This is a genomic window from Pseudomonas reinekei, from assembly GCF_001945365.1.
Classification (GTDB): Bacteria; Pseudomonadota; Gammaproteobacteria; order Pseudomonadales; family Pseudomonadaceae; genus Aquipseudomonas; species Aquipseudomonas reinekei.
The window spans coordinates 64,943-78,498 of record NZ_MSTQ01000001.1; the positions used below are offsets into that span (position 1 = coordinate 64,943).

Annotated in this window: 12 protein-coding genes; 5 read left to right on the top strand and 7 right to left on the bottom strand. The window is 59.0% G+C overall.

Translation table 11 applies throughout. The features are described 5' to 3' along the window. Positions 1-66 precede the first annotated feature (66 nt). The 7 genes from gabD to BVK86_RS00365 form a co-directional block, all read right to left on the bottom strand. Entirely contained in the window at positions 67-1,509 is a 1,443-nt protein-coding gene (gene gabD, locus BVK86_RS00335; RefSeq protein WP_075944510.1) for an NADP-dependent succinate-semialdehyde dehydrogenase, read from the bottom strand. Between the two features lie 79 nt (positions 1,510-1,588). Continuing rightward, on the bottom strand, positions 1,589-3,232 hold the full coding sequence (locus BVK86_RS00340) for an acetolactate synthase large subunit (protein WP_075944511.1): 1,644 nt from the start codon (positions 3,230-3,232) through the stop codon (positions 1,589-1,591). Positions 3,233-3,539: 307 nt separating this feature from the next. After that, entirely contained in the window at positions 3,540-4,469 is a 930-nt protein-coding gene (locus BVK86_RS00345) for an electron transfer flavoprotein subunit alpha/FixB family protein (protein ID WP_075944512.1), read from the bottom strand. Positions 4,470-4,471: 2 nt separating this feature from the next. Continuing rightward, positions 4,472-5,221, bottom strand: coding sequence for an electron transfer flavoprotein subunit beta/FixA family protein (locus BVK86_RS00350; protein WP_075944513.1), 750 nt, complete (start codon positions 5,219-5,221; stop codon positions 4,472-4,474). Positions 5,222-5,413: 192 nt separating this feature from the next. Further along, positions 5,414-6,256 carry an HpcH/HpaI aldolase/citrate lyase family protein gene (locus BVK86_RS00355; protein WP_075944514.1) on the bottom strand — a complete coding sequence of 281 codons (843 nt, stop codon included), beginning with the start codon at positions 6,254-6,256 and terminating at the stop codon, positions 5,414-5,416. A 12-nt stretch (positions 6,257-6,268) separates the two neighbouring features. After that, entirely contained in the window at positions 6,269-7,432 is a 1,164-nt protein-coding gene (locus tag BVK86_RS00360; RefSeq protein ID WP_075944515.1) for an acyl-CoA dehydrogenase family protein, read from the bottom strand. A gap of 55 nt (positions 7,433-7,487) precedes the next feature. Then, complete coding sequence (locus BVK86_RS00365) at positions 7,488-8,315, bottom strand: HTD2 family dehydratase (RefSeq protein ID WP_075944516.1); 828 nt, start codon at positions 8,313-8,315, stop codon at positions 7,488-7,490. Between the two features lie 279 nt (positions 8,316-8,594). Here BVK86_RS00365 and BVK86_RS00370 point away from each other — a divergent pair, with 279 nt between their 5' ends. The 5 genes from BVK86_RS00370 (at position 8,595) to BVK86_RS00390 (ending at position 13,554) form a co-directional block, all read left to right on the top strand. After that, positions 8,595-9,791: an acetyl-CoA C-acetyltransferase gene (locus tag BVK86_RS00370; protein WP_075944517.1), complete on the top strand. Its 1,197-nt coding sequence runs from the start codon at positions 8,595-8,597 to the stop codon at positions 9,789-9,791. Positions 9,792-9,948: 157 nt separating this feature from the next. Further along, positions 9,949-10,842: an MBL fold metallo-hydrolase gene (locus BVK86_RS00375; protein ID WP_075944518.1), complete on the top strand. Its 894-nt coding sequence runs from the start codon at positions 9,949-9,951 to the stop codon at positions 10,840-10,842. A gap of 143 nt (positions 10,843-10,985) precedes the next feature. Next, positions 10,986-11,888, top strand: a complete 903-nt coding sequence (locus BVK86_RS00380; RefSeq protein WP_075944519.1) for a LysR family transcriptional regulator — start codon at positions 10,986-10,988, stop codon at positions 11,886-11,888. A 298-nt stretch (positions 11,889-12,186) separates the two neighbouring features. Continuing rightward, complete coding sequence (locus tag BVK86_RS00385) at positions 12,187-12,879, top strand: 3-oxoacid CoA-transferase subunit A (protein WP_075944520.1); 693 nt, start codon at positions 12,187-12,189, stop codon at positions 12,877-12,879. Between the two features lie 6 nt (positions 12,880-12,885). Further along, complete coding sequence (locus BVK86_RS00390) at positions 12,886-13,554, top strand: 3-oxoacid CoA-transferase subunit B (RefSeq protein WP_075944521.1); 669 nt, start codon at positions 12,886-12,888, stop codon at positions 13,552-13,554. Positions 13,555-13,556: the final 2 nt, after the last annotated feature.

The window sequence follows — 13,556 nt, forward strand, 5'->3', positions numbered from 1 at the left end:
ATACTTGGCAGTTTTGAATAACTTAATCAGCCCTTCCATCATTGAAAGAGCTGATTCGGTCGCGTGTTACAGGCTCAGGCAGAGGTATTTGATTTCCAGGTAATCTTCGATGCCGTACTTGGAGCCTTCACGCCCCAGGCCCGACGCCTTGATGCCGCCGAACGGCGCGACTTCGTTGGAGATCAACCCGGTGTTGACGCCGACCATGCCGTATTCCAGGGCTTCGGCCACACGGAACACACGGCCCAGGTCGCGAGCGTAGAAGTACGAGGCCAGACCGAACTCGGTGTCGTTCGACATCGCAATCACTTCGGCTTCGTCTTTGAAGCGGAACAGCGGCGCCAATGGACCGAAAGTTTCTTCCTTGGCCACGGCTGCGTTCTTCGGCACGTTGGTCAGGATGGTCGGCTCGAAGAAGTTGCCTTCCATGCTTTTGCCGCCGGACAGCACGGTGGCGCCTTTGGAAACGGCGTCAGCAATGTGCTCTTGCACCTTGGCCACGGCTTTTTCGTCAATCAGCGGACCGGTGGTGGTGCCTTCTTCCAGACCGTTGCCGATCTTGAGTTTGGACACCGCCACTTTCAGCTTCTCGGCGAACGCGTCGTAGACCGAATCCTGAATGTACAGACGGTTGGCGCATACGCAGGTCTGGCCGTTGTTGCGGTATTTGGAAATGATCGCGCCTTCGACGGCCTTATCCAGGTCCGCATCGTCGAACACGATGAACGGCGCGTTGCCGCCCAGTTCCAGGGAGACTTTCTTGATATCCTTGGCGCATTCGGCCATCAGCTGGCGACCGATTTCGGTCGAGCCGGTGAAGGACAATTTACGCACGATCGGGTTGCTGGTCAGCTCGCTGCCGATGTCGCCGGCGCTGCCGGACACAACGCTGAACACGCCCGCAGGAATGCCGGCACGCTGGGCCAATTCAGCCAGAGCGAATGCGGAGAACGGCGTTTGCGAAGCAGGCTTGAGCACCATGGTGCAACCGGCGGCCAGGGCCGGGCCGGCTTTACGGGTGATCATCGCGGCCGGGAAGTTCCACGGGGTGATTGCAGCGGTCACGCCGATTGGCTGCTTGATCACGATCAGGCGCTTGTCTGGCTGGTGGCCCGGAATCACGTCACCGTAGACGCGCTTGGCTTCTTCGGCGAACCACTCAATAAAGGAAGCGGCGTAAACGATTTCGCCCTTGGCTTCGGCCAATGGCTTGCCTTGCTCCAGCGTCATCAGGCGAGCCAGGTCGTCCTGGTTTTCGATGATCAGCTCGAACCAGCGACGCAGCTTGTTCGCACGGTCCTTGGCGGTCAGCGCACGCCAGGCCGGCAGCGCCTCGTCAGCGGCTTCGATCGCACGGCGGGTTTCGGCAGCGCCCATTTTCGGCACGGTGCCCAGAATTTCGCCCGTTGCCGGGTTGTTGACCTTGATCGTCTGACCATTGTCCGCATCGACCCAAGCGCCATCGATGAAGGCTTGCTGGCGGAACAACTGGGTGTCTTTAAGCTGCATCATGAACTCCAGTGTTGTCATTGAACGCGGGCGGCACGGCATCCGGCACCGCCCCTGAGATTGAATGATGATAGAAGGATCAGACCAACGCGCTTCTTCTCTTGAGTTCGCTGTTGAGAATGAAATCATTCTCCGAGTAGTCCACGGGGCAATCGATCACGTGCACACCCGGCTCACTGATGCAGCTCTCCAGCAGTGGAAGGAAGCCTTCGGCGCTTTCTACCCGGTGGCCTTTAGCGCCATAGCTTTGTGCATACATGACAAAGTCCGGGTTGCCATAGTCCAGACCGAAGTCGGTGAAGCCCATGTTCGACTGCTTCCAGCGGATCATGCCGTAGCCGTCGTCGCGCAGGATGATGACCGTGAGGTTCATCTTCAAACGCACGGCCGTTTCCAGTTCCTGGCTATTCATCATGAAACCACCGTCACCGCACACGGCGACTACCGGGCGGTCCGGGTAGACAAGATGCGAGGCCATGGCCGACGGCAGGCCCGCGCCCATGGTCGCCAGGGCGTTGTCCAGCAGCACGGTATTGGGCTTGTGGGCCTTGTAGTTACGCGCGAACCAGATCTTGTAGATGCCATTGTCCAGGGCGACGATGCCTTCTGACGGTAAGGCGCGACGCACGTCAGCAACGAAACGCTGCGGGTAAATCGGGAAACGCTTGTCGTCCGCGCCCTCGATGATCTGTGCTTCGTTGGCTTCGCGGATCGCCATGAGGCGACTGAAATCCCAATGAGTCTGGATCTGCAGCGCTTCACCGATCTGCCACACGGCGTTGGCAATGTCGCCCACCACCTCGATTTGCGGGAAGTACACAGGATCGACTTCGGCAGAACGGAAGTTGATGTGGATCACTTCGGTACCGCCACGGACCATGAAAAATGGCGGCTTTTCAATGACATCGTGGCCGATATTGACGATCAGATCGGCGGCTTCGACAGCGCGGTGCACGAAGTCTCCAGCGGAAAGGGCAGCGTTGCCGAGAAAGCGTGGATGACGCTCATCCACCACGCCCTTGCCCATTTGCGTGGTGACAAAGGGGATGCCGGTGCTGTCAATCAATTGCTTGAGCACCTTGGCCGTCATCTTGCGATTGGCACCTGCACCGATAACCAGAATCGGGCTACGGGCCGCCTGCAGTTTCTGAACGGCTGCTTCGATGGATTTGTGCTCGGCCAAAGGGCGTCGATGCAAGCTCGGCGGGACAGGCAGGCTATCCGTCTGCTCGGCGGCGATGTCTTCTGGCAACTCCAGGTGCACGGCACCGGGCTTTTCTTCCTCCGCCAAGCGAAACGCTTCGCGTACACGGGACGGAATGTTGTCGGCAGAAGCGAGCTGGTGGGTGTACTTGGTCAGTGGCTGCATCATGCCGACCACATCGAGGATCTGGAAGCGACCCTGTTTGGACTTTTTGATCGGTTTCTGGCCGGTGATCATTAGCATCGGCATGCCGCCCAGGTAGGCGTAGGCTCCGGCGGTGACCAGGTTGGTGGCCCCTGGACCAAGAGTCGACAGACTCACACCAGTCTTACCTGTCAGCCTTCCATAGGTGGCAGCCATGAAGCCGGCGGACTGTTCGTGGCGAGTCAGTACCAGCTTGATTTTCGATTTTCGCAGGGACTCAAGCAGATCGAGATTTTCCTCGCCAGGAATGCCGAATACAAACTCGACACCTTCATTTTCCAGACATTGCACAACGACATCGGCAGCCTTGGCCATTTTATTGATCTCGAATTAAGGGGCAGCGGATTGAGGTTCCATTAAAGACTCGCGAAGCTGAAAAACGGTTAAGTGGGTAACACCATTGTCCTCCAGCATCTGCCACATGATCCCTGCAATCGGACCGGCGAACGGTTTTCCACTTAAACGAACCTCAACATACAACGAGGATTTAACTCATTTTTATGGGGGGAATAATCCTCGCGCCGCCGCATAAATAATAAAAGCGAATTGTACGCATTGATACTATTTGCTTTTGTTATATATATTAAGAGGCCCTATTCAACCCTCTGGTCATTCCTGATATTTAAACCAGCGAAACCATTTCGGGCACAGCTTCAAACAGATCAGTCACCAGCCCGTAATCGGCCACCTGGAAGATCGGCGCTTCTTCGTCCTTGTTGATCGCCACGATCACTTTGGAGTCTTTCATGCCGGCCAGGTGCTGGATCGCGCCGGAGATACCGACCGCGATGTACAGCTGTGGAGCAACGATCTTGCCGGTCTGACCGACCTGCATGTCGTTGGGTACGAAACCTGCGTCGACCGCGGCGCGCGAAGCACCGACGGCAGCGCCCAGCTTGTCGGCCAGGGCGTACAGGTGTTTGAAGTTGTCGCCGTTCTGCATGCCGCGGCCGCCGGAAACGACGATCTTGGCAGCGGTCAGTTCAGGACGATCGGACTTGGCCAGTTCTTCGCCAACGAAGCTCGAGGTGCCAGCGTTGTGCGCAGCAGCAACCGCTTCAACAGCAGCCGAACCACCTTCAGCAGCCACCGGGTCGAAACCGGTGGCACGCACGGTGATCACTTTGACCGCAGCGTTCGACTGAACGGTAGCGATGGCGTTACCGGCGTAGATCGGGCGCTTGAAGGTATCAGCGCTTTCCACCGAGATGATCTCGGAGATCTGGTCAACTTCCAGCTGAGCGGCAACGCGCGGCAGGATGTTTTTGCCGTTGGAAGTCGCGGCAGCCAGGATGTGGCTGTAGCCAGCGCCCAGCTCGGCTACCAGCGGCGCTACGTTTTCCGGCAACTGGTGAGCGTAGGCAGCGTTGTCGGCCACCAGCACTTTGGCCACGCCAGCGATTTTCGCAGCGGCTTCAGCCACGGCGCCAGCGCCCTGGCCAGCGACCAGAACGTGGATGTCGCCGCCGATTTTGGCAGCGGCAGCCACGGTGTTCAGGGTGGCCGGAGCCACTACCTTGTTGTCGTGTTCAGCGATTACCAAGATAGTCATGATTAGATTACCTTCGCTTCGTTTTTCAGTTTCTCGACCAGTTCAGCCACCGACTTGACCTTGATACCCGCGCTGCGTGCAGCAGGCGCTTCGACTTTCACGGTCTTGTTGGTGGAGGCGGTGGAAACGCCCAAAGCGTCCGGAGTCAGCACTTCGAGAGGCTTCTTCTTGGCTTTCATGATGTTTGGCAGGGACGCATAACGCGGCTCGTTCAAACGCAGGTCGGTGGTGACGATGGCCGGCAGTTTCAGGGAAACGGTCTGTGCGCCGCCGTCGATTTCGCGGGTCACGGCAACGCTGTCGCCGGACACTTCGACTTTCGAAGCGAAGGTGCCCTGACCGTAACCGCTCAGTGCAGCGAGCATCTGGCCAGTCTGGTTGTTGTCGCTGTCGATGGCTTGTTTGCCAAGGATTACCAGCTGAGGCTGTTCCTTGTCGACAACAGCTTTGAGCAGCTTGGCAACGGCCAGGGAAGTCAGATCTTCAGCGGATTCGACGAGGATGGCGCGGTCGGCACCCAGAGCCAGCGCGGTGCGCAGTTGCTCTTGAGCGGTGGACGGGCCGACGGAAACGACGACGATTTCAGTCGCAACACCTTTCTCCTTCAGGCGTACGGCTTCTTCCACTGCGATTTCGCAGAACGGGTTCATCGACATCTTGACGTTGGCGAGGTCGACGCCGGAGTTGTCCGCTTTCACGCGGATCTTGACGTTATAGTCGACCACACGCTTGATCGATACCAAAACTCTCATAGCAGGGGGCCTCCAAACAAATTTCATGCGCAGTATCAGTGGGCGATATCGGTGTCGGCCATGGAGCCCGCGTTGCTGGGCTCACAGACCGCGTGAATACCTCCTGAGTTACCGCCGCCGGTGGGCGTCGTGGGCGTACCGGCGGAGGCAACTCTTTATGGGTGTCTTTTAAATCGGGTGTATTCGGACGTATCAGCGATCAGCGTCAGGCTTCGTCGGTGTGGTCCATGCACTCAGGGACAGAAATTGCCTAGCGCGCGCCATCACCGGGGCATCGATCATTTCGCCATCGAGTCTGAAGGCGCCTCGGCCATCGGCCGCATCGAGGACGTGGCGGGCCCAAACCAGTTCTTCCTCCGTCGGTGCCAGGGCGGTGTGAACCACGGCAACCTGTTTCGGATGAATACACAGCATCCCGGCGAAGCCCATATTGCCAGCGGTGCGGGCGTAATGTTGCAGACGCTCGCTGTCTTCGATGTTCGAGAACACGCTTTCCAGCGGAGCGGCCAGGCCGGACAGACGAGTCTGCAACAGCAAGGAGTACCGAACTTGATCGAACATGCGTTCTGCGCCATAGCTGGTCACGTCCAGGCCCAGATCCAGCCCAAGGTCCAATCGGCCGTAGGTCAGGCGCACGACACCGGGTACGCGTGCCATAGCCGGTAGCGCATCAAGGCCCAGGGCACTCTCAACGATAGGAATCATCATCTTGCCCGTCGCAGATACCCGCAGCAGTTGCTCCGCCGTTTCAGCCTTGGGTAAAAAGATGCCTTCGACGCCTGGGTGACAACACATTTCCAGGTCGGCTTGATGTTCGGCATGGCCGGCCATATTTACCCGAACCCAGACGCGGGCAGTGGTGTTGGTGTCAAGGAACGCGCTCAGGTTGGCGCGCGCCTTGGCTTTTTGTTCTTCTTCGACCGCGTCTTCGAAATCAACGATAACGATATCTGCGCCGCTGATCAGCGCCTTCGTAAAGCGCTCCGGGCGATTCCCCGGAACGAAGAGGGCAGAACGCAATGTTGGGTTATGCATCGGCATCTTCCCTCAGAACGAGCGGGGCAACTCGAGCAGATGCTCGGCCACGTACGACAGGATCAGGTTGGTTGAGATCGGTGCAACCTGGTACAGACGGGTTTCGCGGAATTTTCGCTCTACGTCGTACTCGCAGGCGAAACCGAAGCCACCGTGGGTTTGCAAGCAAGCATTAGCCGCTTCCCAGGACGCCTTGGCTGCGAGGTACTTGGCCATGTTGGCGCTTGCGCCGGCGTTGATTCCGCTGTCGTATTCTTCGCAGGCGCGCCAACGCATCAGGTCAGCCGCTTCGATTTCGATGTGGGCTTCCGCGATCGGGAACTGCACGCCCTGGTTTTGTCCGATCGGACGGCCGAATACCACACGGTCGCGGGCATAGGCGCTGGATTTCTCGGTGAACCAGCGTCCATCGCCGATGCACTCGGCAGCGATCAGGGTACGCTCTGCATTGAGGCCATCAAGGATGTAGCGGAAGCCTTTGCCTTCTTCACCGATCAGGCTGTCGGCCGGCAACTCAAGGTTGTCAAAGAACAATTCGTTGGTTTCGTGATTGACCATGTTGGCAATCGGCTGCACGGTCAGGCCCTTGCCGATGGTCTCGCGCAGATCGACGAGGAAAATCGACATGCCTTCAGACTTCTTCTTCACCTCCGCTAGCGGTGTGGTGCGGGCGAGGAGGATCATCAGGTCGGAATGTTGGATACGCGAGATCCACACCTTCTGGCCGTTGATCACGTACTTGTCGCCCCTGCGCACGGCGGTGGTCTTGATCTTGGTGGTGTCGGTACCAGTGGTAGGTTCGGTCACACCCATCGATTGCAGGCGCAGTTCGCCACTGGCCAGTTTCGGCAGGTAGTAGGTCTTCTGCGCGTCGCTGCCATGACGTAGCAGCGTAAACATGTTGTACATCTGGCCGTGAATGGTGCCGGAGTTGCCGCCACAGTAATTCACTTCTTCCAGGATCACCGAGGCTTCGGCCAGGCCCAGGCCGGAACCGCCGTACTCTTCGGGGATCATTGCCGACAACCACCCGGCCTGGGTCATGGCGCTGACGAAGGCTTCAGGAAAACCTTTTTCTTCATCGATCTTGCGCCAGTAGGCAGCGTCGAACTCGGCACACAGGGCGCGGACGCCTTCACGGATGGATTTGATGTCTTCGCTGTTACGGTGGCTCATGGAGCGTTCCTCGAATTGGGCGTCCGCGACCAAGGCGGGCGCATTTTTTATAGAGTCAGTCGAAATGCACTTCGGCTTGCTGGCAAAGGCCGCTCGCATTGCTTGCCCACAGTTCGGCGGTGCCGGAACCCGTGTGTCGTCCACCGAGTTGGAAGTCGTCCGGGGCAATCAGCGGACGCAGCCCGCGGAAACTAAAGCGGCGCACGCGGGCCAGGGGATTGGCGCGCACGAAAGCAGTCATGCTCAGGGTGGCGGTCAATGGGCCATGAACTACCAAGTTGGGGTAGCCTTCGGTCTCTGTGACGTAGGGCCAGTCGAAGTGAATGCGGTGGGCATTGAAGGTCAATGCGGAATAGCGGAACAGCAACACCGGAGTGGGGCTAAAGTTCTCCCTCCACTCGGATTCAGGCACTGGCTCACCTTGCCCCAGCTTGGGTGGGCTAGGCTCGCGGTAGACAATGTCTTGTTCTTCCGAGATGCATAGCTGGCCGTCCTGCCAATACTCATGCTTGAGTGTCACGAACAGCAGCGAGCCCGTGTGACCGGTCTTTTCCGCGATCTTTTCGATCCGGGTCTTGCGGGTGGCTTGCAACCCCACGCGCAACGGCTCGATGAAATCCAGGCGCCCGCCAGCCCACATCCGGTTGCGACCATGAGCCGGCGGCATGAAAGTGCCGAGTGCCGGGTGCCCGTCCGTACCCAGATCGCTGCTGTCGGCTGGCTCCGTAAAGAAGCACCAGTGCCAGAGCCACGGAAGTTCTTCACCCTGACCAGGAACTTTCACGTTGAAAGTCGCGGCAATGCGCTGGATCAGGTTACGGCTGAACTGGTCGTGGGCTTCCTGGGTACGTCCCAGCCATTGGGATGGATCGAAACTGAGCATGTCTGGCATCCGCTGATGTTGTGCGATGCATGATGCTAGGAGCGTGGCGAGAGGGGGAATTAGCTTTTGCGGAAGAGGGGGTCAACTAATGGCTAAGGAGGTAGGCCATTCAGTTTTAGCGGTGAGGGTTTGAGCGGCAAGGCAAACGCATCCGCTGGATCACAGGCACAACTCAGGAGCTTAAGCCAGGCGAAACGCGGGCTTTCGCGATGCAAAATTGCCGGCGCGTTCGTTGACCGCCCATGCTGTGCGCATTGCCCCCATTGAGGTTGAGCTGCAATGAAAAACGCGCTGATCGTTTCGCCCCTTCGCACACCCATCGGCAAGTTTGGCGGCGCGCTGGCTCCGCTCACAGCCGAGCATTTGGCCTCGTTCATGATTAGCCAGGTGATGGCGCGCACGGGAGTGCCGGGACACTCACTGGACGAGGTGATCGTCGCACAGTCCTACGCCTCCAGTGAGGCACCGTGCATCGGTCGATACGCTGCGTTGTCCGCGGGCCTACCTGTTGAGGTGCCGGGCTACACGCTGGATCGTCGTTGCGGCTCGGGCCTGCAGGCGGTGATCGATGCTTCCATGATGGTCAAAACTGGCAATGCCGAAGCGGTGCTGGTGGTTGGTGTAGAGAGCATGAGCAACATTGAGTACTACAGCACCGACATGCGCTGGGGCGCGCGAGCTGGCAGCGTGCGCTTTCATGACCGCCTGGAGCGCGGTCGCGAGCGTTCGCAGCCTTCCGAGCGATTCGGGCACATTTCCGGGATGCCGGAAACCGCCGATAACCTGGCCCTGGACTATGGCATTAGCCGCGAGGAAGCGGATAGCTTCTCCGTGCGCAGCCACCAGAATGCCGCGGCTGCCTGGCGAGAAGGGCGCTTCGCCGATGAAGTGGTCGCGGTAGATGTGCCCGGCAAGCGCGGCGCCGTCACGCGGGTAACAATAGACGAGGGCATTCGTGAGGACGCCAGCCTCGAAAGCATGAAGGCCCTCCGCCTCATTCGCCCCGAAGGCGTGTGCACGGCGGGCAATTCCAGCCAGCAGAACGACGCGGCAGCGGGCTGTCTGGTGGTGTCGCCGGAGTACGCCGCGCGTCACGGATTGACGCCAATGGCGCGTCTGGTGGACTGGGCCGCCGCGGGTTGCGAACCCTCGCGTATGGGCATCGGGCCAGTACCTGCCACGCAAAAGCTGTTGATGCGAACCGGGTTGAGCCTGGCCGAACTGGACTTGATCGAGCTCAACGAAGCCTTCGCTGCCCAGGCCCTGGCGGTGCTCAAGACCTGGGGCCTGGACGACTTGTCCCGGGTGAACGTCAACGGTTCGGGGATTTCGTTGGGCCACCCCATTGGGGCCACGGGTGTGCGCATTATGACCACGCTGTTGCACGAAATGCGTCGGCGCGAGGCACGCTATGGCTTGGAAACCATGTGCATCGGTGGCGGCCAGGGACTGGCGGCGTTGTTCGAGCGCGTTTGATCGACCGATGCCGTTTGCGCGGCTGTACACTCGCCTTAAGCGCTTCTTAAGGTGCTGTTAACGAGATATCAACTGCGCAGTCGGTACCGGCAACGGATAATCCGGAAAAACCAGCGGCACAGCCGCGAACTAACAAAAACCGTTGAGGTACAAAGCCATGATGCAGTCCCGCATGATCGGAGACATTAAAGTTACCCGTATTCTTGAATACGCGGGCCCGACCCATGATCCCGCGTTCCTGTTTCCGGGCATGGAGGAGGGTGTACTGCAACAGCACCGTGACCTGATGGCGCCAAATCACTGGATCGAGCACATGAACAAGTTGCTGGTCACTATCCAGTTCTGGATCGTGCACGTGGGCAGCAACATCATTGTGATCGACACCGGCGTCGGTAACTTTAAGCCGCGGCCGGGCATTGCGCGCATGAACATGCTCAACACCCTGGTCAAGGAGTGGATGATCGCCGCTGGCGCACCGCCCGAGAAAGTCACACACGTGGTCATCACCCACCTTCACTCCGACCATGTGGGCTGGAACACCACCTGGCAGGACGGCCGCTGGGTGCCGACGTTCCCCAATGCGCGTTACTACCTGCCCAAGGACGACTTCGATTTCTGTCACCAGGGCAAGAACAAGGAAGCCGGCGTGATTGACGTGTTCGGAGAGTCGTTTTTCGACAGCGTGATGCCGATCGTCAACGAAGGCCTTGCAGAAATGATGTTGCCAGGTGAAGAAATCGCCGATTGCCTGGTGGTCGAAGCTGCGCCGGGGCACAGTCCTGGTCAGGTGGCTTTCCGTGTGCGATCTCAAGGGCAAGAAGGTATTTTCTGTGGCGACATCCTGCACAGCCCGATCCAGATCGTGCGCCCGGACATCAACTCCGGTTACTGCATCTGGGAAGACATCGCTCGCCGCACCCGTCTGGAATTTCTCAATAACGCGGCCGACCGCGAAGCGCTGATCATGCCGGTGCACTTTGGTGAGCCGCATTGCGGTTTCATCCGTCGCCAGGGCAACGGCTTCGTGTTCGAGCCGTCGCACTGGGTTTGATACCGGCTTGTTTGCCGTGCTTGTAGTTTGCCGTGCTTGTAAAGTAGCCGCGACCGCGCCGGTCGTGGCTATGTTGAATGCCACTAGGCAGACTCAATGTACTGTGAGTACAGTAAGTCTCACTTGGCAGGAACCGTGCGACCATGGCGATGCATTTCGATATCACCGATTTCCGTCTGTTCATCAACATCGCGGAAACCAGCAGTCTTACCCGCGGCTCCGAGCGCTCGTTCCTTTCGGTGCCCGCAACAAGCAACCGTATCAAAAACCTGGAAGAAAACCTCGGCGTGCGCTTGCTCGAGCGCTCGCCTCAGGGTGTGACCCTGACCAACGCCGGCAAGACCTATTTACAGCACGCGCGGGTGATCCTATCCCAGCTGGAAATGCTCACCGGCGATCTACAGCAATACACCGACGGCCTCAAGGGGCAGTTGCGCCTGCAAGCCAACACCACCGCGATTACCGAATACCTGCCACCGGTGGTGGGTGAGTATCTGATCAGTCATCCGGATGTGCACATCGACATGCGCGAGCGTCTCAGTGACGACATCGTGCGTGCCGTTCGCGAGGGCAGCACCGATCTGGGCATCGTGTCCGGGAGCGTGGTTACCGACGGCTTGCAGAGTGTGCCGCTGGTATCCAGCCGTTTGATGGTCATCGCGCCGCTGGATCACCCAATTCTGTTGCGCGGTGATGTGTTTTTTAAGGAAACCCTGCAATACGCCTTTGTATCGTTGCTCGAGGGCAGCGCAATCAATGTGTTCCTCAGCCGCGCCGCCGCCGCGTTGCACCTGCCGCTGACCATTCGGGTACAGGTTGCCAGTTCCGACGCCATCTTCCGTATGGTCGAAGCAGGGGCCGGTATTGCCATCGTGCCTCAGGCCAGTTACGACCGGCTCAAGGGGCGGCAGGGTATCGGTGCCTGTCAATTGCTTGATCCCTGGGCGGTGCGGACCTTCCAGCTCTGTTCCCAGGATTTCGACGGCCTCTCGACCTTCGCCCGCGAATTCGCCGACGCGCTCATCGAGCGTTACCGCACGGTCTAGATCCGCCTGAATTGCCTCCCCATAGATGCAGAAATCCACTGTAGGAGCTGCCGCAGGCTGCGATCTTTTGATTTGTTTTTAAAAATCAAAAGATCGCAGCCTCGTTGCACTCGATAGCTTCTACAGGGTTTCGCGCATGTTACGCAGGCAGCCATTAATCGATCGTTAATTCGCCCTTTCGAAGTCCGAAATTGTGGGCCTCGGGCCGCACTGGCAAGCTGATTCAAACGCGGGGTAGCGCCTTGCACTGCTTGCCAGACTCCGGCCTGGCCCCAAGAACGAGAAAGGATGTATAGCGATGATCAACAAGCTGTTGCCTAGCGCCATTGAAGCGCTGGCGGACATTCCCGACGGGGCTGTGGTGGCCGTGGGCGGCTTCGGCGGCGCTGGCATGCCCGACGACCTGATTCAGGCATTGATCGCTCAGGGCGCGACCGACCTGACTCTGGTCAGCAACAACGCCGGCCAGGGCGATACCGGTTTGGCCGCGCTGCTCAAGGCGGGCCGCGTTCGCCGGATCCTTTGCTCCTACCCGCGAATGAACGGTTCTCATGTGTTCGAGACCCTCTACCGTGCCGGAAAAATCGAACTGGAGATCGTCCCTCAGGGCAACTTGGCCGAGCGCCTGCGGGCCGCCGGCTGCGGCATCGGTGGTTTTTACACGCCGACTGGCTTTGGCACCTTGTTGGCCAAAGGCAAGGAATCGCGCACCATCGACGGCCGCAACTACGTGCTCGAATACCCCATCCACGTTGACTTCGCCTTGATCAATGCTGAGGAGGGCGATCGCTGGGGCAACCTGGTGTACCGCAAAACCGCGCGCAATTTCGCCCCGATCATGGCCATGGCCGCGCACAACACCATTGCTTCGGTCGGTCGCGTGGTGGAGTTGGGTGAGCTTGATCCGGAGCGGATCATCACCCCCGGTATCTTCGTCAAACACATTGTCCAGCGCACCGATGTTGCGCCGGCACAGCAGCAGGTGGGATGAACAAAAATGGACAAAAACATTCGCAACGCAATGGCGGCTCGCGTCGCCCGCGACATCCCTGAAGGCGCCTACGTCAACCTGGGCATCGGCCTGCCAACCCTGGTGGCCAACCACCTGCCACAGGAGAAGGACATTTTCCTGCACAGTGAAAACGGCGTACTGGGACGCTGGGTGGCCGCGCTTCCCGGTCAGGAAGATTGGGACATGATCAACGCCGGCAAAGAGCCGATCCAGCCGCTACCGGGCGTCGCATTCTTTCACCATGCCGACTCCTTCGGGATGATGCGCGGGGGCCATCTGGACATCTGCGTCCTTGGCGCATTCCAGGTCGCAGCCAACGGCGACCTGGCCAACTGGCATACCGGCGCTAAGGATGCCATTCCCGCAGTAGGCGGTGCGATGGACCTGGCGATCGGCGCCAAGCGCATCTTTGTGATGATGGATCACCTGGGCAAGGACGGTCAGAGCAAGTTTTTGTCCGCCTGCACCTACCCATTGACCGGGCTGGGCTGCGTCAGTCGGGTCTACACCGACATGGCCACCCTGGAACTGACCGATGACGGTGTGTTGGTGCTGGAGCTGATTGGCGATGTCACTGCCGAACGCCTGCAGGAGCTGACACCCGTGCCACTGGACTTTTCCATCCTCAACTTAGCATCAATGGCTAAGATATAAGG

Excerpts from the sequence above, each read along its gene's own strand:
- BVK86_RS00350 (WP_075944513.1), bottom strand. The coding sequence starts at position 5,221 with ATGAGAGTTTTGGTATCGATCAAGCGTGTGGTCGACTATAACGTCAAG.
- gabD (WP_075944510.1), bottom strand. The coding sequence starts at position 1,509 with ATGCAGCTTAAAGACACCCAGTTGTTCCGCCAGCAAGCCTTCATCGAT.
- BVK86_RS00355 (WP_075944514.1), bottom strand. The coding sequence starts at position 6,256 with ATGCATAACCCAACATTGCGTTCTGCCCTCTTCGTTCCGGGGAATCGC.
- BVK86_RS00385 (WP_075944520.1), top strand. The coding sequence starts at position 12,187 with ATGATCAACAAGCTGTTGCCTAGCGCCATTGAAGCGCTGGCGGACATT.
- BVK86_RS00365 (WP_075944516.1), bottom strand. The coding sequence starts at position 8,315 with ATGCTCAGTTTCGATCCATCCCAATGGCTGGGACGTACCCAGGAAGCC.
- BVK86_RS00345 (WP_075944512.1), bottom strand. The coding sequence starts at position 4,469 with ATGACTATCTTGGTAATCGCTGAACACGACAACAAGGTAGTGGCTCCG.
- BVK86_RS00360 (WP_075944515.1), bottom strand. The coding sequence starts at position 7,432 with ATGAGCCACCGTAACAGCGAAGACATCAAATCCATCCGTGAAGGCGTC.
- BVK86_RS00390 (WP_075944521.1), top strand. The coding sequence starts at position 12,886 with ATGGACAAAAACATTCGCAACGCAATGGCGGCTCGCGTCGCCCGCGAC.
- BVK86_RS00375 (WP_075944518.1), top strand. The coding sequence starts at position 9,949 with ATGATGCAGTCCCGCATGATCGGAGACATTAAAGTTACCCGTATTCTT.
- BVK86_RS00380 (WP_075944519.1), top strand. The coding sequence starts at position 10,986 with ATGGCGATGCATTTCGATATCACCGATTTCCGTCTGTTCATCAACATC.
- BVK86_RS00340 (WP_075944511.1), bottom strand. The coding sequence starts at position 3,232 with ATGGCCAAGGCTGCCGATGTCGTTGTGCAATGTCTGGAAAATGAAGGT.
- BVK86_RS00370 (WP_075944517.1), top strand. The coding sequence starts at position 8,595 with ATGAAAAACGCGCTGATCGTTTCGCCCCTTCGCACACCCATCGGCAAG.